We start from the raw sequence: 18481 nt of genomic DNA, 5'->3' as shown, positions 1-18481 counted from the left end.
CGCCTGTGCTGGAGTCACTGAAAGCACTGTAGAAGAACATATTTGGGCGATACGCTGATGATGTGCCGGTGGACTGCCAATCGCGCCTGTGCACAACACTTTTCGTGACAAGGTGGTGCGGTGCACGCGTATGGTGCTCGCCATCACAGATTTTGGGTGAATTAGAGACCCTCTGTTACTGTCCGTCCGCATGTTTGCCACCGCAATACTCTTGACACTTGTCAACCAAGTGTCGGGCACACCGTACGTCTCCGGCGGGGACTCCCCCGCCGGCACCGACTGCTCCGGGCTCGTGTCCTGGGTGACCAATGCCGCCACCGGCCGGCCGGTCTACGGGGACCGGTTCCACACCGGAAACATCGAGAGCGCACTGCTGGCCCGCGGGTTCCAGTACGGATCCCAGCCCGGCGCGCTGGTGGTGGGCTGGAACCGCGGCCACACCGCCGTCACGCTGCCCGACGGCACCCCGGTGTCCTCCGGCGAGGGAGGCCGCGGCGTGAAGGTCGGAGGCGGCGGCGCCTTCCAGAAGCAGTTCACCAACCACATGTTCCTGCCGATGCCCGCCGACGTGCCGCCCGCCGCCGACCCGATGCTCCTGCCGCCGATGGCGCCCCCGCCCCCGCCGCCGATGGGGCCGCCGCCGCCCATGGCGCCGCCACCCCCGCCGCCTCCGCCCGGCTTCGACCCACTGCTCCCGCCGCCCCCTCCACCGCCGCCGGCGCCCGCGCCGGTCATGCTGGCGGCACACGAGGTTCCCCCGCCACCGGCACCCTGAATCGGCCACTGCGGCAGGCACTAGCCTCTGTGCGGTGATCGTGCTGCTGCCGCCCTCTGAGACCAAACGCGCCGGCGGCGACGGACCTCCTCTGTCGCTGGACACGCTGAGCACACCGGCGCTGAACGGTCTGCGCGCCGAACTCGTCGGCGAACTGGTCGCCCTTGCCGCCGACCGGCCCGCCTGTCGCAAGGCCCTCGGTATCTCGCCGTCCCAGGACGCCGAGATCGACCGCAATGCCGCGTTGTGCACTACCCCGACGCTGCCCGCGATCCGCCGCTACACCGGGGTGCTCTACGACGCGCTCGACGTCGAATCCCTGACCGGCGCCGCCGCCGGCCGCGCAGAGGAGCGATTGGCCGTGGGCTCGGCACTGTTCGGCCTGCTGCGGGCCGGCGACCACATCCCGGCCTACCGGCTGTCGGCAGGCTCGAAGCTGCCGGGGCGGCCCACGCTGGCGGCGCGCTGGAAACCGGTCCTCGAACCGGTCCTGGCCGAGCTCGCCGAACAGCAGCTGGTCGTCGACCTTCGGTCGGGATCGTATGCGGCACTGGGCAAGGTGCCCGGCGCGGTGTCAGTGGACGTGGTGGCCGAGCGCGACGACGGCAGGCGCACCACCGTCAGCCACTTCAACAAGGCGCACAAGGGCCGGCTGGCCCGCGCGCTGGCGACCACCAGATCCGAGCCCGCCGACGCCGCGGCGGTGGCAGCGGTGGCGCGCCGCGCCGACATGCGGGTCGAGCGCCGCGGCGACCACCTGACCGTGGTGGTGCCTGCCTGAAAACCGCTGGGCAGCAGCCTGATCCGACTACATCGAGACGACGAAGTCGGTGGTGTAGAACTCCTCGGGCGTCTGCGAGAACGGGCTCGGGCGGGTGACCGACGCCCACACGCCGGTGGTGCCGGGGGCGATCGGGCCGCGGACGGTGACCGACCCCGATCCGGCCCCGTCGGTGAACAGCGTCGCCGCCAGCACTCCGGGATCCCCGGCGTTGCAGGACGACGCCGACGCGCGCGGCATCTGGATCACGCGGACGTCGTACGGCGCGTTCAGCTTCCCGGTCGCCAGTTGCAGATCCGCCACCAACTCGCCGCCCTCGACCCGGAATTGGCCGAACATCCTGCCGTAGGCGGTGGGGCCGGTGTAGGCGAACTTGCTGAAATCGCACCGCCGCCAGGTCTGGCTGAACGGCGCCATGACCGGTCCTGCGGACAGGTCCGGTTGGGCGACGGCGACTCCGGTCCCGCCCGGGCCGGGTCCGAGCCCGAACCCTGCGGCGGTGACGGCGGCGAGTGCGGCCAGGAAGATGCGTGCGACGCGGAACATCCGGGGATTGTCTCACCTGGGCCCGGTGCGCGGAGCGCGTCGGGGCATCCCATGCCGAAGCCCTCCGCCGAAGCCCTCCGACGGGGCCCATTCCGGCGGTACCGTGGGTCGGCCGGGCCGGCGGACCGTGACTTGGGGGCCACATGCTCAGAGACATCCGCGAACTCGCGGATTCACCGCAGGAGTACGCCGAGGAGTTGCGCAGGCGCTGGGGAGGTTTGCTCAGCTACCGCTACCTCGGGCGCAGCTACGCGCAGATGGACCTGGGCCCGCCGGACGACACCGTGGCCGTCCGCCGCGACATGCGCGACGGGGCCGGCGGGCTGCTGCTGGCCGTGTTTGGCATCACCTCGCCCGAGGGCGGGCACATGTCGGACCTGGAGGCCGTGCCCAACCCGGTCATTCACTCCTGTCAGGTGCTCGATCCCGGCGTCGGTGTCGGCCGCATCGAGATCGTCTCCGAGGAACTCAAGCGCGGGCGGCAGATGGGGTACAGCCGCTCGAAGATCGTCGACGCCGACGACCCCGGCCGGGTGCTGGCGCTGACCGAAGGGCAGGGCATCAGCATCGGCACCCCGCCCGTCGGCCTGCAGAAGATGGAGGCCAACCCGCTGGAGGTCGCGGACTCCCCGGATCTGCCACCGCTGTGGGAGGTGTTCGGGGCGCGGTTGCGCACCGACGGCCGCTGGGCGCTGCCCGAACTGTCGGCCGACGTCGCCTCCCCCGACGCCGCGCTGCACATCGGTCCGCAGTTCGTGGTGTTGGAGACCGCGGCGATCCACCGGGCCACCGAGCTGGCCGGCACCACCCGCCTGCACGGGGTCGCCTCCCACGTCATGTTCGTCGCGCGGGGCAAGACGGGGCCGTTCCGGGTGGAGACCGAACCGCTGCCCGGTGCCGGTGGCCGCATCGCGGTACGGGCGACCATGTACGACGAGGGCGCCGCCGACCGGCTGATCACCGTCGGTTCCTATCTGTTCGACAGAGCCACTCAAGGCGCCGACTGAGGCGTGCGACACTTTCGCGCATGGCTGTCGACATCGCTCGTCCCAAGCTCGAAGGCAAGGTCCTGGTCGGCGCCGACCGCCAGCTCGGTTTCGCCGAGTTCGGCGATCCGCAGGGCCGGGCGATCTTCTGGCTGCACGGCACACCCGGCGCACGCAGGCAGATCCCGGTCGAGGCGCGGGTGTTCGCCGAGAAGAACGGTATCCGACTGATCGGCGTCGACCGGCCCGGCATCGGATCGTCGACCCCGCACGAATACCACCGGGTCGTCGACTTCGCCTCCGATCTGCGCACCGTCGCCGACACCCTCGGCATCGACAAGATGGCGATCATCGGGCTCTCCGGCGGCGGCCCGTACACGCTGGCCTGCGCCGCGGTGATGCCGGAGCGGGTGGTCGCGGTCGGCATACTCGGCGGCGTCGCCCCGACCCAGGGCCCCGACGGAATCGGCGGCGGCATCATGGGCACCGTCGGTCTGCCCGTGGCTCCCGTGCTCGAACACGTCGGTGCGCCGCTGAGCTTCGTCGCCACCGGGCTGATCCGGCTGATCAAGCCCGTCGCCGAGCCGGTCCTCTACCTGTACGCGAGCATCTCACCCGAAGGCGACCGCAGGCTGCTGGTGCGCCCGGAGTTCAAGGCGATGTTCCTCGACGATCTGCTCAACGGCAGCAGACGCCAGCTGGCCGCCCCGTTCGCCGACGTCGTGGTGTTCGCCCGGGACTGGGGCTTCCGGCTCGACGAGGTCAAGGTGCCCGTGCGCTGGTGGCACGGCGACTGCGACCACATCGTGCCGTTCGCCCACGGTGAGCACGTCGTCGCGCTGTTGCCGGATGCCGAGTTCCTGCCGCTGCCCGGCGAGTCCCACCTCGGCGGGCTCGGCGAGGCCGAGGCGATCATGCAGACGATGAGCGACCTGTGGGACGACTACGACGCGAAGCGGTGACCCGCGCCTACCGCTTCAGCCAGCCCCGCACCGTCGGCAGATCCTTGCTGTAGGTCTGCATCATGTCGTCGTGGTACAGCGTGCCCCCGCTGATGTCGGCGTCGCCCTGCCAGACGATGTGGACCCGGACCACGCCCTTGTCGAAGTAGTCGCTGCGGTCGGTGACGCGGTGATGCCAACCGGCCTGCTCGGCGAGTTCCGAGACCGCCTGCCGCTCGTCGGTGTCAACCATCGGTGAGTTCTCCATGTGCTCTGGACGTCCGGAAAGTCATCCCTGTGCGGACCACCCTAGCCGTCACCGGCCAGGGCCCTCCGGAGCAGATGCATCGCCACGGTCGTCGAGCGTTCGCGGACATCGGACCGGTCCCCCGGTAGTCGCGTGGTCCTGGTGACCGCGGCGCCGTCGGAAAACGCCACCGAGAAGCAGACCGTGCCGACCGGCTTGTCCGGGGTGCCGCCACCGGGTCCGGCGATGCCGGTGATCGCGATCGCGGTGTCGGCCCCGAACCGGCGCAGCGCCCCGGCGGCCATCGCCTCGGCCACCGGCTCCGACACCGCACCGTGCCGCTCGATCAGCGTGGCGTCGACCCCGAGCAGTTCGGTCTTGGCCGCATTCGAGTAGGCCACCACGCCGCCGGCGACGTACGCCGACGAGCCAGGCCGCTCGGTCAGGCGGGCGGCCAGCAGTCCCGCGGTGCAGGATTCGGCGGTCGCGATGCTGCGTCCGGCCAGCAGCCCGGCGACCTGGTCGTCGACGAAAGCACCGTCCTCGGAGAAGATCTCGCGGCCGTGCCGGGCGCGCAGCACTGCGACCAGCTCGGCGTAGGCCGGGGCGTCCTGCGGTTCGAAGCGGGTGACGATCTCCAGTTCGCCGCGCCGAAGGCAGGTGGTGATCTCCAGCCGCTCGAAGCCGGCGACGGCCGTCTCGGCCTCGCGCAGCGTGTCGGCCAGGCCGGACTCGGGCAGCCCGAACATCCGGATCGTCTGCTGCTGATACCGGGTGCGGCCGGCGATCGCGGCCTGCACCGCGTCGGTGGCCACCGCCGCCTGCCACATCGGCTGCAGCTCGCGGGGCGGTCCGGGCAGGACCACGACCGTCGGGGCGCCGGACACCACCACCCCGGGTGCGGTGCCCACCGGGTCCAGGATCTCCGCGCCTGCCGGGACGAGGGCCTGCTTGCGGTTGGCGGCCAGCACCGCGTCGGCGTCGACGCCGGGGAAGCGGGCCATCATGCCGGTCACGATGTCGCCGATCCTGGCTTCCAGCCCGGCATCGAGCACCAGCTCGCGGCCGCAGAACCGAGACACCACCTCCACGGTCATGTCGTCGGCGGTCGGCCCGAGGCCCCCGCTGGTGATGATCAGATCCATCCCCTGGGCGGCCAGGAAATCCAGTTGCGCCTCGATGTCGGCGGGCCGGTCACCGCACAGGGTGATGTGACTGAGCTCGACGCCGAGCTCGAGCAGCCGGTCGGCCAGCCAGGGTCCGTTGCGGTCCTGGACGCGTCCGGTCAGGACCTCGGTTCCCGTCACCACGATTCCGGCGCGTGCGCTCACGAGAGACGACCTTACGCAGGCCCGGATGCGGGCCTGCGGCGGCTACTTGTGCGGGACGTCGTTGGTCAGGCCGCCGTCCACCACGTACTCGGCGCCGGTGGAGTACCGGGACTCGTCGCTGGCCAGGAACACCACGAAGGTGGCGACCTCGTCGGGCTGGCCCGGCCGGCCCAGCGGGATCCGCAGCATGTTGTCCGGGAAGTGCTTGGTCATCGGCGTGCGGATGAAACCGGGGTGCACCGAGTTGACCCGGATGTTGTGCGCGCCCAGTTCCAGCGCCGCCGACTTCGTCAGGCCGCGCACCGCCCACTTGGACGCGACATACGGGTGCACCATCACGGCACCGCGCAGCCCCTCGATCGAGGAGATGTTGATGATCGAGCCGCCGCCCGCGGCCTTCATCGCCTCCACCGAGGCCTGCATGCCCAGGAACGTCCCGGTCAGGTTGACGTCGATGACCTTCTGCCACTTGGCCATGTCGAATTGGCCGATCTGGCCCAGCGCCACCGTGCCCGCGTTGTTGACGAGCACGTTGAGCGAGCCGAACGCGTCGATCGCGGTGGCCACCGCGGCCTCCCACTGATCGGCCTGGGTCACGTCGAGGTGCACGTAGCGGATCGAGTCCGGCGTCTCGGCGTTGATCTCGTCGGCCAGCGCCTGGCCCTTCTCGTCGAGGATGTCGCCGATCACCACCTTCGCGCCCTCGGCGATCAGCGCCCGCGCGTCCGCGGCGCCCATGCCCTGCGCCCCGCCGCTGATGAGTGCCACTTTTCCGTCCACGCGTCCCATGGGGCGACAGGCTACCGCACGGGTAGACACAAACTAGAACCTGTTCCTATTTGGTTTCCGGGCACGCATACTGCTGGCCATGGCGATTCGCGTGGCACTGATCGGGACGGGTAACTGCGGCAGCCTGGCACTGCGCCAGCTCATCGAGGACGAGCGGTTCGACCTCGCCGCGGTGTGGGTGTCCTCGGCGGCGAAGGTGGGCAGGGACGCCGGTGAGCTCGCCCGGCTGGACGTGACGACCGGAGTGACCGCGGTCGACGACCTGGCCGCCGTCATCGCGGCCAAACCGGACTGCGCGGTGTACTGCGCGATGGGCGACGTGCGGACCAGGGAGGCGCTCGCCGACGTCCGCGCTCTGCTCGAAGCCGGCATCAACGTGGTCGGCTCCTCCCCCGTGTCCCTGCAGTACCCGTGGGGCGTCATCCCCGAGCGCGCCATCGACCGCGTGGAAGATTCAGCGCGGCAAGGCAACACGAGCCTGTTCATCACCGGCGTCGATCCGGGTTTCGTCACCGACCTGATGCCGCTGGCGCTCGCGAGCACCTGCCAGAGCATCAGCCAGATCCGCACCATGGAGATCGCCGACTACGCCACCTACGACGGCGCCACCGTCATGTTCGACGTGATGGGCTTCGGGAACGAGATCGGCGATCTGCCGTTCCTCTATCAGCCCGGCATGCTCAGCGCGGCCTGGGGTGTGGGCATCCGTCAGCTCGCCGCGGGTCTCGGTGTCGAGGTCGACGAGATCCGGGATTCGGTCGAGCAGGAGCCGGCGCCCGAGGATTTCGACGTCGCGGTCGGCACGATCAAGAAGGGCACCGTCGCGGCGGTCCGATTCCTGATCGAGGGACTGGTGGACGGTCAGCCTGCGATCGTCGTCGAACACATCACGCGTCTGCGCGGGGATCTGCGGCCGGACTGGGCGCAGCCGGCCCAGGAGGGCGGCTCCTACCGGGTGGAGATCACCGGGGAGCCGTCGTACGTGATGGACATCTGCCCGACGAGCCGCAACGGTGACCACAACTACGCCGCGATCCTGGCGGCGGCGGCGCGGATCGTCAACGCGATACCGGACGTCGTCGCGGCAGCTCCGGGCATCCGCAGCACGCTCAATCTGCCGCTGGCGACCGGCAGGGGCACCTACCGGGCCGGGTGATCAGGCCCGGTTGACCCCGCGCCATTCCAGCCGCACGGTGGTGCCGCTGGTCGACGGTTCGATCGTCGCGCAATCCGACAGCGTCTCCATCAACGGGATGCCGCGGCCGCGGGTGCGCGGTGCGGGGTCGATCTGGCGCTGACGCCACACCCCCTGGTCGTAGATGCAGACCGTCAGCGTGCCGGCCCGCTCGTCGTGGACGGCCTGGATGTCGATCGTGCCCGGCTGGTCCGACTGCAGGTATGCGAATTCCGCCGCGTTCGCCAACGCCTCGTTGATCGCCAGCACCATGTCGCTGGTGCGGATCTCGTCCAGCGCGAAGAAGCGCTTCAACCAGAGTGAGAAGTCCTGGCGTACCCGAGCGACCGCGCCTGCGTCGGCTTCGAGCCCGACCCGCTCGAAGCGATCGGCGTTGGCTACCTCAGCCGGAGGCATGGAATCGATCATGGCAGTCGCTGGCTACCCCTCAAAGGATCTTCTTAAGCGGACTTCCTAGGTGTCGCGCGCCGCGAGCGCCTCGTCGAGATTCGGGTAGAGCCGGACGATGTCGGCGATGCCGACGAGCTTCAGCGGACGACTCGTCGCGGGACCGTCCGCCACCACGCTGATCGTCACGTCGTCGCCCGCCTTGTCGTGGGCGGCCACCAGTACGCCCATCCCGGCGGAGGCCAGGAACTCGACGTCGGTGAAGTCGATGACCACCGCGGTGGGCTGCTGGCCGAGCGCGGTGTCGATGGCCGTCTCCAGCTGGGGCGAGGTGAGCATGTCGACAACTCCGGACACTCCGACGACGGCCGTCCGGTCGACCCACCGCTGCGTGACGACACAGTTCGACGCTCCTGCGGCGCCCGTGCCTTCGGCTGCTTGCTCGTCCAAGGTTCACCTTCCGTATCAGGCCGCTCACCGCACTCTGCGAGGGCACATAGTGCTACTCACACAGGCTGCGTCTCAACCCGGCAAGACCAAACTACCGTGGCCGTCTGCGGCAGCGACCAGGGCACAGATTAAACCAGTAGGGCCCGCGACGCCCGTAGCATGGCTTGTCAGCCCCCGCGCGAGCCGTGATATGAGGAGCGCAATGTGACCGCCGACCCCGCGACTCCGGGTGATCCGGTCGCCGACATCGCCGCCGGACCGTCAGGTCCGCAGGTCGGCGCGTTCTTCGATTTGGACGGCACGCTGGTGGACGGCTTCACCGCGACCGCGCACGCGGGCGACCGCATCCGGCGCCGCCAGGCCCGCATCGGCGAGGTCACCGGGGTCATCGAAGCCGCGATGCGCTACAAGATCGGCCGGGTGAATTTCGGCAAACTGCTCGAGCGTGCCGCCGGCTACCTCAGGGGCGAGTCGCTGGCCGACCTCGACGCCATCGGCGACCGGTTGTTCGCCGAGCGGGTGCGGTCACGCCTGTTCCCGGTGATGCGCGACATCGTGCTGGCGCACCAGCGGCGCGGGCACACCGTGGTGCTCAGCTCGTCGGCGCTGACCATCCACGCCGAACCGGTCGCCCGCTATCTGGAGATCGGGCACGTGCTGTGCAACCACTTCGAGCTCGACGAGCAGGGCCTGCTCACCGGCAGGATCGCGCGGCCGGTGATCTGGGGCAAGCAGAAAGCCGCGGCCGTCGAACGGTTCAGCGCCAGCGCGGGCGTCGACCTGCAGCGCAGCTTCTTCTACGCCGACGGCAACGAGGACATCGCGCTGATGTCGCTGGTGGGGCATCCCCGGCCGGTGAACCCGCGCCGGGAACTGGCGGCGGTGGCCGCGCAGCGCGGCTGGCCGGTGCTCCGGGTCAGCACACCGGGGAAAGGCGCCGCAGGCGGACTGCGCCGTGTACTAAAGTAGAACACGTTTCAGTTTTCTGCTTTTCACCGTCATGAGCCCACCAGGAGCGGACTATGCATACTCCCCTGTGCGACGAATTGGGTATCGAGTTCCCGATCTTCGCCTTCACCCACTGCCGTGACGTGGTCGTCGCGGTCAGCAAGGCCGGCGGGTTCGGTGTGCTGGGCGCGGTGGGCTTCACCCCCGAGCAGCTCGAGATCGAGCTGAACTGGATCGACGAGAACATCGGCGACCACCCGTACGGCGTGGACATCGTGATCCCGAACAAGTACGAGGGCATGGACGCGAACATGTCCGCCGACGACCTGAAGTCGACGCTCAACGCGCTGGTTCCGCAGGAGCACCTGGACTTCGCCAAGAAGATCCTGGCCGACCACGGGGTGCCGACCGACGACAGCGACGACAACGCGCTGCAGCTGCTTGGCTGGACCGAGGCGACCGCGACACCGCAGGTCGAGGTCGCGCTGCGGCACCCGAAGATGACGCTGATCGCCAACGCGCTGGGCACCCCGCCCAAGGACATGATCGAGCACATCCACGCCGAGGGTCGCAAGGTCGCCGCGCTGTGCGGCTCGCCCTCACAGGCGCGCAAGCACGCCGACGCCGGCGTGGACATCATCATCGCCCAGGGCGGCGAGGCCGGCGGGCACAGCGGCGAGGTCGGCTCGATCGTGCTGTGGCCCCAGGTCGTCAAGGAGGTGGCGCCGGTGCCGGTGCTGGCCGCCGGCGGCATCGGCAGCGGCCAGCAGATCGCCGCGGCACTGGCGCTCGGTGCGCAGGGCGCATGGACCGGCTCCCAGTGGGTGATGGTCGAGGAGTCGGAGAACACCGCCGTCCAGCACGCCGCCTACGCGAAGGCCTCCAGCCGCGACACGGTGCGCAGCCGGTCGTTCACCGGTAAGCCGGCCGCATGCTGCGCAACGACTGGACCGACGCGTGGGAGAACCCGGAGAACCCGAAGCCGCTCGGAATGCCGCTGCAGTACATGGTGTCCGGGATGGCCGTGGCCGCGACGCACAAGTACCCGAACGAGACCGTCGACGTCGCCTTCAACCCGATCGGCCAGGTCGTCGGCCAGTTCACCAAGGTCGAGAAGACCTCGGCGGTCATCGAGCGCTGGGTGCAGGAGTACCTCGAGGCCACCAACACCCTCAACGAACTCAACGAGGCCGCCAGCGTGTAGCGATTTCACCGGGCAACCCCTTCCCGGTTATGTAGAGTTACATACATAGCCAGGGAAGGGGGCTGCTCGGTGACGACTCCTCGCGAGCGGATGGTCATCTCCACCGCACTGCTGATCCGGGAACGCGGTGCGCACCCGACGGCCATCGCCGACGTGCTCGCCCACAGCGGCGCGCCGCGCGGGTCCGCCTACCACTACTTCCCCGGCGGCCGCACACAACTGCTCTGCGAGGCCGTCGACTACGCCGGCGAGTTCATGGCCGCGCAGCTGGCGGAGGCCTCCTCCACACTGGAGGCTCTGGACCGGCTCTTCGCCGGATACGCCGAACAGTTGCAGGACAGCGACTTCCGCGCCGGCTGCCCCGTCGTCGCAGTCGCCGTCGAATCCGGCGATCCGGCGAAACCCGACCAGTCCGCCCCGGTGATCGAGCGTGCTGCCGCGGCGTTCGCGCGCTGGCGCGAGGTGATCGCCCAGCGGCTTGTCGACGACGGTGTCCCCGCCGACAACGCGGCCGCCCTGGCGATGCTGGTGCTCACCTCGTTCGAGGGCGCCATCGTCGTCGCGCGGGCGTCGCGCGACCTGCAGCCGCTGCACCTGGTCGCCGACCAGCTTCGGCAGCTGATCAGCGCGCAGGCCGCAGTGGATCAGCGTCGAGGAAGCGACCACGCTGGGGCTCGGCGACGGTGACCGGGCCCGCATCACCACCGCCGCGCGTAGCGCCGAGGCCACCGTCGAGGTGAGCGCCGCGATGCCGACGGGGCACGCGTCGCTGCCGAACTAAGGCGCGACCGGGGCGGGAGCGGGCGGGGCCGCAGGGGCGATGGGCGCCGGCGGCGCCACCGGCTGCGGCCCGGCGGGCAGGCCCCGCGACGGGGTGGAACTCAGCGGGCGCTGCGTGAGCAGCAGCAGCGCGTTGCTTCCGCTGACCTCCTGGGTCTGCATCGCATGCCACAGGTCGCGCAGGTAGGTCAGCCGGGTCTGCTGGGCCGGGGCGATCGACGTGCCCGGGGGCAGATTCTCCGGGCTGGCAAGATGGGGCACCCCCTCGGCGGCGGGTGCGGGGGCGGAAGATCCGGCGGCCACTGCGAGCACCGGCGCCTCCCCCGGCGCGGGCACCTCAGCCGGCACCGGCGCCGGCACGGGCGCGGGCACCGGTTGCGGCGCAGCCGGGTCGGCGGCGGCCGACGGCGCGCCGGCAAGCAGAGCGGCGAACGCTGCCGCCCCGACGATGGACGCGGTCTTTGCGCGGAAACCGAACTTCACGTGGCACCCTCCCGGTTTCTTCATGGTCACAGGATCCATCCGTGTCCGCAGCGGATTCGTTACAGGCACCATCGCATTCTTCGCTCATCTGCGCTCGCCGGGAGGCCCCCGTGGTGTAGCAATGGGTTACGGCCATCGACGTCTAGGAGCCAACGTATGGCGACTCCCACGCTCCCCACCGGATTCGACTTCACCGACCCGGACCTCAACCGTGAACGTCTGCCGGTGGAAGAACTCGCCGAGTTGCGCAGATGCGCCCCGATCTGGTGGAACGAACAACCCGGCGGCGTCGGAGGTTTCGGCGACGGCGGCTACTGGGTGGTCACCAGACACCACGACGTCAAAGAGATCTCCAAGCGCAGCGACGTGTTCTCCAGTCAGGTCAAGACTGCGTTGCCGCGGTACCCGGAGGGCTCCACCGGCGAGCAGATCGAGACCGGGAGCCTCGTGCTGCTCAACATGGACGCCCCACGGCACACCCATTTGCGCAAGATCATCTCGCGTGGATTCACCCCCCGTGCGGTCGAGCGGTTACGCGACGACCTCAACGAACGCGCGCAGAACATCGCCAAGAGCGCGGCCGGGGCCGGGGCGGGCGACTTCGTCGAACAGGTCTCCTGCGAGCTGCCGCTGCAGGCCATCGCCGGGCTGCTCGGGGTGCCGATCGAGGACCGCAGGAAGCTCTTCGACTGGTCCAACCAGATGGTCAGCGACGACGACCCGGAGTTCGCCCACCACGACAACCGCAATGCCGCAACGGAACTCATCGTGTACGCGATGCAGCTGGCGGCACTGCGCGCCGAGCAACCGGGCGAGGACATCGTCACCAAACTGATCGAGGCCGACGTCGACGGGCACAAGCTCACCGACGACGAATTCGGATTCTTCATGGTGCTGCTCGCCGTCGCGGGCAACGAGACCACCAGGAACTCGATCACCCACGGCATGATCGCGTTCACCGAGCACCCCGACCAGTGGGAGTTGTTCAAGCGCGACCGCCCGGTCACCGCGGTCGACGAGATCGTCCGGTGGGCCACCCCCGTCACGTCGTTCCAGCGCACCGCGCTGGCCGACTACGAACTCTCCGGTGTGCCCATCAAGAAGGGGCAGCGGGTGGTCATGTCGTACCGGTCGGCGAACTTCGACGAGGAGGTGTTCGACGACCCGTTCACGTTCGACATCGTGCGCGATCCCAATCCGCACGTCGGTTTCGGCGGCACCGGTGCGCACTACTGCATCGGCGCCAACCTGGCCCGGATGACGATCGAGCTGATGTTCAACGCGATCGCCGACCACCTGCCCGATCTCACCTCGGCGGGCACCCCGGACCGGCTGCGGTCGGGGTGGCTCAACGGCATCAAGCACTGGCCCGTCGACTACTCCGGTGGGTCGGGCTGCCCGGTGACGCACTAGGAGACTGCCACCGGTCTGCGCTCGCGCAGCGCGACGCACAGCCGGGCCAGCTCCGCCCGGTCGGCGCCGGCGGCCACCGGCGGCCGCCAGCCCGTGGCGTACACCGCCCGCGCGCGCTCCTGGACCGCGTCCAGACTCGACGGCAGCGCGGTCATCCGCTCGTACCCGGCGACCGCCGCTCCCAGCGCCGGATCGACCGCCGCCGCGGCGACCACCAGATCCGACGGCAGCGGCCTGGTCAGGTCCACGTCGCCGCCGCCCCAGCGGCGTAGCCGGTCGGCGTCGCAGTGCACGTGGTCGACGAACCACGGCCGTATCTGGGCCTGACACCACCGGTCGAAAGCCACGGTCGCGGCCACGACGTCGTCTGCGGTCACCAGCTGCACCAGGGTCTGTGCCTGCCGGAAGGCCAGTGTGACGCCACGTCCGGCCATCGGCGTTGTGGTGCAGACGGAATCGCCCACCGCGAGCAGCCCGGGCACGACCGGTCGACCATCGCCGCCGAGCTGACCGCGGTAGGTGTTGTCCAGGCGTCCTCCCACCAGCACCGGGGTGAGCGGCCGGGCGCGGTCCGGGTCGATCCAGTCGGCCAGCAGGGGGACGGCCCGGACGGCAGCCTCGTAGACCGGCTCATGCCTCAACATCCGCATACGTTCGTCGGTTCCGTCGTGCGCGAGGGTGACCGAGAAGGTCCGGTCCTCGTGCAGGAACGCGACGGCGAAGTAGCCGGCCGGGCTCAGCGACAGTCCGACCGGCGAGTTCACCGGCCCCTCCTGCGCGCCGTCGGCGAGCCGGTACTGCCTGCTGACATACGCCGCGCCGCAGGGTCTGGTCTCGGCGGGGCCGAGCAGGCCGCGCACCACCCGGCTCGCCCGGCCCGACGCAGCGATCACCAGGTCGGCGGACAGGTGAAGGCCGGCGACGTCGACTCCGACCGCCCGGCCCGCGGCGTCGCGCAGCACCGCGTCGACCTGACTTCCGGGCCGCAGCGTCACCCCCGGTTCCCGCGCCGCGACGGCGCGCAGCACACGTTCGAAGGTGGCCCGGCGGATGCGCAGGGACACCGGTGCGCCGTCGGCGTCGGCCGCCACGGTGGCCCCGGCGCGGCGCATCTGCCGCAGCGCATCGGGGATCTCGGCCTCCAGAGCGTCGACCACAGGGCCGCGGAACGTGTGAGCGTGGTCGAACTGCATCACCCCCCTGCGCCGCCAGCCTCCGTTCCGGCCGGGACCGGCGTCGCGGTCCAGGACCGTGACCACCCTGCCCCGGCGGGCGAGTGCGATCGCGGTGAACAGTCCGGCCGGGCCGGCGCCGACGACGAGAGTGCGCATCGCACCTCAATTCGAGTAACATGTGGTGTAATGAATACACCAAGGGTCACCCCGAATGGTGAGACTGTCAAGCGCGGCTACCGCTCGGATCTGCGCGCCGCACAGGCGCAGCAGACCAGGCGCCGAGTCGTCACGGCGGCCGCCGACCTGTTCGTCGCCACTGGGTATGGCGGCACCTCGGTCGATGCGATCGCCGCGGCCGCCGGGGTGAGCCGCAAGACCGTGTTCACCGTGGTCGGGGGTAAGGCGGAGCTGCTGTCATCGGCGCTGGACTTCGCCATCGCCGGTGACGACGCACCGGTGCCGCTGGCCGAACGGCCCGAGGTGGCCGAGCTGATGCAACTCGACGACGCCGGTGCGTTGCTGACCGCCTGGGCGCAGCTGATCACCGACATCGACGCGCGGGTCGGAGCGTTGTTCGCAGCGCTGGACGCCGCGTCCTCCGCGGACCAGGGTGCTCGCGAGCTGTTCGAGAAGCTGCACGCGCAACGCCGCGACGGAGCGCGTGCGGTGGTCGCGGCGGTCGCCGCGCTCGGACCGCTGCGGGACGGGCTGAGCCGCTCGGCGGCAACAGATCTTGCGTGTCTGTTCAGCGACCCGTCGTGGCACCGTCACCTTGTCGGCGTGCACGGCTGGTCCGGCAGGCGCTTCGCCACCTGGTTGGCCGGCACGCTTCAGCAGCAGCTGCTCACCGCGTGAGGCTCGGGTAGTCCAGCAGCGAGCGCCAATAGTCCTCCGGGATCTCGGCGTTGGCGCGCATCACCAGCGCGAGCCCGGTGGCCATCGCGACCCCGAGCAGGCCGAGCCACAACCCGGCCAGCGCGATGAACACCCACAGCGCCGCGGTCAGCGCCGGCCACGGGGACACCAGTGCCAGCACCGGCGCGAAGAAGAAACCGGTACCGATGTACCAGGACGACCCGGCGCGGTCACAGATCAGCACGCATCGCAACCATCGCGGGATCGGGACGCCGGGATTCGGTCGGGGCCTCGCCATGTCGTCGCCTTCCTCGTGTGCCTGCCTTCACGGTGCGCCGGCGAGGTAACGGCCGCAATTACCTCCGAGGTAATGGCCCGGCGCCGGTGTACGGGCCAGACTGGAACCGTGACCACTGTCGATCAGCCACCGGCCACGATCGGGGCGCTGCTGCGCGACTGGCGCCTGCGGCGCAGGCTCAGCCAGCTCGACCTCGCTCTGGCCGCCGACGTGTCGGCCCGCCACGTCAGCTTCATCGAGACGGGACGATCGAGCCCCAGCAAGACGATGGTGCTGCGACTGGCCGCGGCTCTCGGTGTGCCGCAACGGGAACAGAACCGGCTGTTCGTCGCGGCGGGACTGGCCCCGGTGTACGCGGAGCGGCCGCTGGACGCGCCGGAGATGGCCGCGGTGCGCGACGGTGTGCGCACAGTGCTGGCCGCCTACGACCCGTATCCCTGCGTGGTGGTCGACCGCGGATGGTCGATCCTGCAGACCAACTCCGGGGCCGGCGTGCTGCTCGACGGCGTGGCGCCGCACCTGCTGGAGCAGCCCAACGCGCTGCGCATCTCGCTGCACCCCGACGGGCTGGCCCCGCGGATCCGTAACCTTCCGCAGTGGCGAACCCACCTGCTCGAGCGGCTACGGCGCGAGGCCGGCGCGCCGGCCATGCCGAGCTCGGCCGGCTGCTCGCCGAAATCGAGTGCTACCCAGGTGGTTTCGACGACTCCCCCGATCTCGGCGGGGTGGCGGTGCCCCTGGAGCTGGAAACAGCGGACGGCGGTGTGCTGCGGTTCCTGAGCATGGTCACCACCTTCGGCACCGCGCTGGACCTGACCGCGGCCGAGCTGAGCATCGAAGCGTTCCTGCCCGCCGACGACGCCACCGCCGCCGCCCTGCGGTGACGCGCAAGAGTTCGCATCTCGGCGTGCCGAACTGTTGGCCCCGGTCCGGGTGTACAGGAGTGTCAGGGCCATGACCGCAACCGCAGACGTCCCGGTGCAGACCGCCGGGCATGCCCCCGCCACCATCTCCCGCCTTGCCGTGCCGGACCTCGACGCGCTGAAATCCCCTGGCGTCCGCGGCTTCTTCAACCGGCAGCTGCGCGACGAGGGCCTGACCTCGAACTGGTTCCGGGCGCTGTCGCTCAACGAGGGCGATCTGGAGCGGCTCAACGCCTACCTGCTGCCGCTGCTGGGTGCCGACGGCCGCGGCGGCCTCAGCGCCCGCGAGCGTGAGGTGATCGCCACCGTCGTCTCCGGCGAGAACCGCTGCGCGTACTGCCACACCAACCACGCGAACAAGTTGGGCAAGGTGGCCGGCGACTGGTCGTTCGCCCAGCGAGTCGCCATCGACCACCATCAGGTCGCCGAACTGACCGACCGGGAGCGGGCGCTGGCCGACCTCGCGGTGGCGGTGAACAACAACCCGCAGTCGATCCGGGATTCCGACCTCGCGCACTTGCGAAGCCTGGGCCTCGACGATCACCAGATCCTGGAAGGCATCTCGATCGCGGCGTTCATCGGCGCCACCAACCGCATCGGGATCGCGCTGTCGGTGCCGCCCAATCCCGAATACACCGGCATTCCTGCCGGGAGGGGGCACACGAGCGAATAGAGTCGGGCGCCATGGTGACTCGACACTTCATGGCGGCCGTCGTCGGCGGCGTCGCCGCGCTCGGCCTGGCCGGCTGCTCCACTCCCGAACCCGCCCTCGGCGGCACCACGGCGACGGTCATGATCGACGGCAACGACACCGGCGGCGCGCTCGACGTCCGGTGCAGTCAGACCGGCTGGTCGTGGTACATCGAGACACCCGGCAAGGGGAACGGCTTCACCGCGGTGCTGTCGATGGACGGGCCTGTCACCGCAGAGTCCGTCGACTTCCGCGACCTCGGCGGCTTCACCGGTTCGTTCTGGGGTGGCAACCTCGGCGAGGCCGAGGTGTCCGGCGACAACGGCCGATACACGATCACCGGCAAAGCCGACGGCTCATTCGGCGAGAAGCCCGGCGACGCCGTCACCGCGGATTTCCGGATCCAGACGAACTGCTGACCCGCCCGCGGCTCAGGCCTGCACGATGATCGGGTCGCCGATGCTCACCGTGTCGAAGTACCAGGCCGCGTTGTCGGGGCTGAGGTTGATGCAGCCGTGGCTGACGTTCGAATACCCCTGCGAACCGACCGACCACGGGGCGGAGTGCACGTAGACCCCACCCCACGTCACCCGCACGCCGTACTCCCCCTTGATGAGGTAACCCTCGGGGTCGTCGAGTGGGATGCCGATGGTGCGGGAATCGAACGTCACGTTGCGTTCTTTCCCCAGCGCGGTGAAACTGCCGGTCGGCGTCGGGAACTTCGGCTTGCCCATCGACGCCGGCATCTGCCGGGCGACGGCGCCGTCGATGCTGACGGTGAACGTGTGGTCACCGATGTCGGCGACGCTGACGACCGACGACCCGGTCTGGAAGCCCGCCGCGAAGCCACCGACCGAGACGTCGATCGGGGTGTGCGCGGGGAAGAACTCGGCGGGCGTCCACTGCAGGACACGGTCGTCGAGCCAGGTGAAGGATCCGTCGACGGGGGCGGGCGCGCCGGCGGGGACGACGGCGACCGACCGCTCGGCCGCGGTCCTGTCCGGCACGTCGCCGGTGAACGTGACGGTGACGGGGTGGGCGACGCCGACGGTCTGGCCGGGCGCCGGTGACACGGCGGCCACCTGCATCCCGCGCGCGGACCCGGCGGTCCCTGTGGGTACCGGGCCGACCAGCGCGACGGCTGCGAGCAGCGACGCGCATCCCAGCGTGGTCAGCATTTGCTGCAGACGGGGTCTCAGCACGTTGCCATCCTAGTTGCTCTTGCCGGAGAGCAGGCCCGGCACAGCCGCTACCTGCTCTTTCTCGGTGTATCGGTCCGCCCG

The 18481-nt window shown here is 70.1% G+C and carries 21 protein-coding genes and 3 pseudogenes; 14 read left to right on the top strand and 10 right to left on the bottom strand.

The window, feature by feature from the left end; genetic code table 11:
* Positions 1-190 precede the first annotated feature (190 nt).
* Both C6A87_RS14920 and yaaA read left to right on the top strand, forming a co-directional pair.
* A complete protein-coding gene (locus tag C6A87_RS14920) occupies positions 191-775 on the top strand; it encodes an NlpC/P60 family protein (RefSeq protein ID WP_311112993.1) in 585 nt (194 codons plus the stop codon).
* 34 nt (positions 776-809) lie between these two features.
* Entirely contained in the window at positions 810-1556 is a 747-nt protein-coding gene (gene yaaA, locus C6A87_RS14915) for a peroxide stress protein YaaA (protein WP_311112992.1), read from the top strand.
* A 27-nt stretch (positions 1557-1583) separates the two neighbouring features.
* Here the strand turns inward: yaaA and C6A87_RS14910 are convergent, their stop codons facing one another.
* The gene (locus tag C6A87_RS14910; protein WP_311112991.1) at positions 1584-2102 is read right to left on the bottom strand and encodes a hypothetical protein; all 519 of its coding nucleotides are present in this window, start codon (positions 2100-2102) and stop codon (positions 1584-1586) included.
* A 143-nt stretch (positions 2103-2245) separates the two neighbouring features.
* Between C6A87_RS14910 and C6A87_RS14905 the strand changes: the two genes are divergently transcribed.
* Positions 2246-3109: a hypothetical protein gene (locus C6A87_RS14905; protein ID WP_311112990.1), complete on the top strand. Its 864-nt coding sequence runs from the start codon at positions 2246-2248 to the stop codon at positions 3107-3109.
* A gap of 20 nt (positions 3110-3129) precedes the next feature.
* Positions 3130-4050: an alpha/beta fold hydrolase gene (locus tag C6A87_RS14900; RefSeq protein WP_311112989.1), complete on the top strand. Its 921-nt coding sequence runs from the start codon at positions 3130-3132 to the stop codon at positions 4048-4050.
* Between the two features lie 7 nt (positions 4051-4057).
* Here the strand turns inward: C6A87_RS14900 and C6A87_RS14895 are convergent, their stop codons facing one another.
* Genes C6A87_RS14895 through C6A87_RS14885 form a run of 3 tightly spaced genes read right to left on the bottom strand, consistent with a single transcriptional unit; the run spans position 4058 to position 6396 of the window.
* Positions 4058-4282 (bottom strand): hypothetical protein, encoded by a 225-nt coding sequence (locus tag C6A87_RS14895; RefSeq protein ID WP_311112988.1) that lies wholly within the window; start codon positions 4280-4282, stop codon positions 4058-4060.
* A 56-nt stretch (positions 4283-4338) separates the two neighbouring features.
* A complete protein-coding gene (locus C6A87_RS14890) occupies positions 4339-5607 on the bottom strand; it encodes a competence/damage-inducible protein A (protein WP_311112987.1) in 1269 nt (422 codons plus the stop codon).
* A 42-nt stretch (positions 5608-5649) separates the two neighbouring features.
* Positions 5650-6396, bottom strand: a complete 747-nt coding sequence (locus C6A87_RS14885; RefSeq protein ID WP_311112986.1) for a glucose 1-dehydrogenase — start codon at positions 6394-6396, stop codon at positions 5650-5652.
* A 79-nt stretch (positions 6397-6475) separates the two neighbouring features.
* Between C6A87_RS14885 and C6A87_RS14880 the strand changes: the two genes are divergently transcribed.
* The gene (locus C6A87_RS14880; RefSeq protein WP_311112985.1) at positions 6476-7552 is read left to right on the top strand and encodes a diacylglycerol kinase; all 1077 of its coding nucleotides are present in this window, start codon (positions 6476-6478) and stop codon (positions 7550-7552) included.
* Here the strand turns inward: C6A87_RS14880 and C6A87_RS14875 are convergent, their stop codons facing one another.
* Together C6A87_RS14875 and C6A87_RS14870 are read right to left on the bottom strand one after the other, a co-directional pair.
* Entirely contained in the window at positions 7553-7999 is a 447-nt protein-coding gene (locus tag C6A87_RS14875; RefSeq protein ID WP_396836872.1) for an ATP-binding protein, read from the bottom strand.
* A gap of 45 nt (positions 8000-8044) precedes the next feature.
* Positions 8045-8428, bottom strand: a complete 384-nt coding sequence (locus C6A87_RS14870) for an STAS domain-containing protein (RefSeq protein WP_311112983.1) — start codon at positions 8426-8428, stop codon at positions 8045-8047.
* Positions 8429-8632: 204 nt separating this feature from the next.
* Here C6A87_RS14870 and C6A87_RS14865 point away from each other — a divergent pair, with 204 nt between their 5' ends.
* The 4 genes and pseudogenes from C6A87_RS14865 to C6A87_RS14850 form a co-directional block, all read left to right on the top strand.
* Complete coding sequence (locus C6A87_RS14865; protein WP_311112982.1) at positions 8633-9397, top strand: HAD-IB family hydrolase; 765 nt, start codon at positions 8633-8635, stop codon at positions 9395-9397.
* A 53-nt stretch (positions 9398-9450) separates the two neighbouring features.
* A pseudogene (locus tag C6A87_RS14860) lies at positions 9451-10580 on the top strand (nitronate monooxygenase).
* A gap of 69 nt (positions 10581-10649) precedes the next feature.
* Positions 10650-11267 carry a TetR/AcrR family transcriptional regulator gene (locus C6A87_RS14855; protein WP_311112981.1) on the top strand — a complete coding sequence of 206 codons (618 nt, stop codon included), beginning with the start codon at positions 10650-10652 and terminating at the stop codon, positions 11265-11267.
* A pseudogene (locus tag C6A87_RS14850) lies at positions 11224-11358 on the top strand (hypothetical protein); the annotation flags it as partial. The gene C6A87_RS14855 and the pseudogene C6A87_RS14850, both read left to right, overlap by 44 nt.
* Here the strand turns inward: C6A87_RS14850 and C6A87_RS14845 are convergent.
* A complete protein-coding gene (locus C6A87_RS14845) occupies positions 11358-11867 on the bottom strand; it encodes a hypothetical protein (RefSeq protein ID WP_311112980.1) in 510 nt (169 codons plus the stop codon). The pseudogene C6A87_RS14850 and the gene C6A87_RS14845 sit on opposite strands and share 1 nt — an antisense overlap.
* A gap of 132 nt (positions 11868-11999) precedes the next feature.
* Here C6A87_RS14845 and C6A87_RS14840 point away from each other — a divergent pair, with 132 nt between their 5' ends.
* Positions 12000-13256: a cytochrome P450 gene (locus C6A87_RS14840; RefSeq protein ID WP_311112979.1), complete on the top strand. Its 1257-nt coding sequence runs from the start codon at positions 12000-12002 to the stop codon at positions 13254-13256.
* Here C6A87_RS14840 and C6A87_RS14835 read toward each other — a convergent pair.
* Positions 13253-14587, bottom strand: a complete 1335-nt coding sequence (locus C6A87_RS14835; protein ID WP_311112978.1) for an FAD-dependent oxidoreductase — start codon at positions 14585-14587, stop codon at positions 13253-13255. The two genes, C6A87_RS14840 and C6A87_RS14835, sit on opposite strands and share 4 nt — an antisense overlap.
* Positions 14588-14617: 30 nt before the next feature.
* Here C6A87_RS14835 and C6A87_RS14830 point away from each other — a divergent pair, with 30 nt between their 5' ends.
* On the top strand, positions 14618-15286 hold the full coding sequence (locus tag C6A87_RS14830) for a TetR/AcrR family transcriptional regulator (protein ID WP_311112977.1): 669 nt from the start codon (positions 14618-14620) through the stop codon (positions 15284-15286).
* On the opposite strand, the gene C6A87_RS14825 is transcribed toward C6A87_RS14830, so the two are convergent.
* Positions 15276-15584 (bottom strand): hypothetical protein, encoded by a 309-nt coding sequence (locus C6A87_RS14825; protein WP_311112976.1) that lies wholly within the window; start codon positions 15582-15584, stop codon positions 15276-15278. The genes C6A87_RS14830 and C6A87_RS14825 overlap by 11 nt on opposite strands.
* Before the next feature lie 72 nt (positions 15585-15656).
* On the opposite strand from C6A87_RS14825, the pseudogene C6A87_RS14820 reads away from it, so the two are divergent.
* From C6A87_RS14820 to C6A87_RS14810, 3 genes and pseudogenes are all read left to right on the top strand, one after another.
* Positions 15657-16468 (top strand): annotated as a pseudogene (locus C6A87_RS14820) (helix-turn-helix domain-containing protein).
* Between the two features lie 70 nt (positions 16469-16538).
* Entirely contained in the window at positions 16539-17180 is a 642-nt protein-coding gene (locus C6A87_RS14815) for a peroxidase-related enzyme (RefSeq protein ID WP_311112975.1), read from the top strand.
* Between the two features lie 11 nt (positions 17181-17191).
* Entirely contained in the window at positions 17192-17617 is a 426-nt protein-coding gene (locus tag C6A87_RS14810) for a lipoprotein LpqH (protein WP_311112974.1), read from the top strand.
* A gap of 12 nt (positions 17618-17629) precedes the next feature.
* Here C6A87_RS14810 and C6A87_RS14805 read toward each other — a convergent pair whose 3' ends face one another.
* The gene (locus C6A87_RS14805) at positions 17630-18376 is read right to left on the bottom strand and encodes a L,D-transpeptidase (RefSeq protein WP_311117944.1); all 747 of its coding nucleotides are present in this window, start codon (positions 18374-18376) and stop codon (positions 17630-17632) included.
* Positions 18377-18481 lie beyond the last annotated feature (105 nt).

This window comes from Mycobacterium sp. ITM-2016-00317 (genome assembly GCF_002968295.1).
Lineage (GTDB): Bacteria > Actinomycetota > Actinomycetes > Mycobacteriales > Mycobacteriaceae > Mycobacterium.
Note: the sequence above shows the minus strand (reverse complement) of the source record. Positions and strands in the feature narration are given on the sequence as shown.

Excerpts from the sequence above, each read along its gene's own strand:
- C6A87_RS14815 (WP_311112975.1), top strand. The coding sequence starts at position 16,539 with ATGACCGCAACCGCAGACGTCCCGGTGCAGACCGCCGGGCATGCCCCC.
- C6A87_RS14835 (WP_311112978.1), bottom strand. The coding sequence starts at position 14,587 with ATGCGCACTCTCGTCGTCGGCGCCGGCCCGGCCGGACTGTTCACCGCG.
- C6A87_RS14875 (WP_396836872.1), bottom strand. The coding sequence starts at position 7,999 with ATGATCGATTCCATGCCTCCGGCTGAGGTAGCCAACGCCGATCGCTTC.
- C6A87_RS14830 (WP_311112977.1), top strand. The coding sequence starts at position 14,618 with ATGAATACACCAAGGGTCACCCCGAATGGTGAGACTGTCAAGCGCGGC.
- C6A87_RS14840 (WP_311112979.1), top strand. The coding sequence starts at position 12,000 with ATGGCGACTCCCACGCTCCCCACCGGATTCGACTTCACCGACCCGGAC.
- C6A87_RS14880 (WP_311112985.1), top strand. The coding sequence starts at position 6,476 with ATGGCGATTCGCGTGGCACTGATCGGGACGGGTAACTGCGGCAGCCTG.
- C6A87_RS14885 (WP_311112986.1), bottom strand. The coding sequence starts at position 6,396 with ATGGGACGCGTGGACGGAAAAGTGGCACTCATCAGCGGCGGGGCGCAG.
- C6A87_RS14905 (WP_311112990.1), top strand. The coding sequence starts at position 2,246 with ATGCTCAGAGACATCCGCGAACTCGCGGATTCACCGCAGGAGTACGCC.
- C6A87_RS14810 (WP_311112974.1), top strand. The coding sequence starts at position 17,192 with ATGGTGACTCGACACTTCATGGCGGCCGTCGTCGGCGGCGTCGCCGCG.
- C6A87_RS14895 (WP_311112988.1), bottom strand. The coding sequence starts at position 4,282 with ATGGTTGACACCGACGAGCGGCAGGCGGTCTCGGAACTCGCCGAGCAG.
- C6A87_RS14910 (WP_311112991.1), bottom strand. The coding sequence starts at position 2,102 with ATGTTCCGCGTCGCACGCATCTTCCTGGCCGCACTCGCCGCCGTCACC.
- C6A87_RS14845 (WP_311112980.1), bottom strand. The coding sequence starts at position 11,867 with ATGAAGAAACCGGGAGGGTGCCACGTGAAGTTCGGTTTCCGCGCAAAG.
- C6A87_RS14805 (WP_311117944.1), bottom strand. The coding sequence starts at position 18,376 with ATGCTGACCACGCTGGGATGCGCGTCGCTGCTCGCAGCCGTCGCGCTG.
- C6A87_RS14920 (WP_311112993.1), top strand. The coding sequence starts at position 191 with ATGTTTGCCACCGCAATACTCTTGACACTTGTCAACCAAGTGTCGGGC.
- C6A87_RS14900 (WP_311112989.1), top strand. The coding sequence starts at position 3,130 with ATGGCTGTCGACATCGCTCGTCCCAAGCTCGAAGGCAAGGTCCTGGTC.
- C6A87_RS14825 (WP_311112976.1), bottom strand. The coding sequence starts at position 15,584 with ATGGCGAGGCCCCGACCGAATCCCGGCGTCCCGATCCCGCGATGGTTG.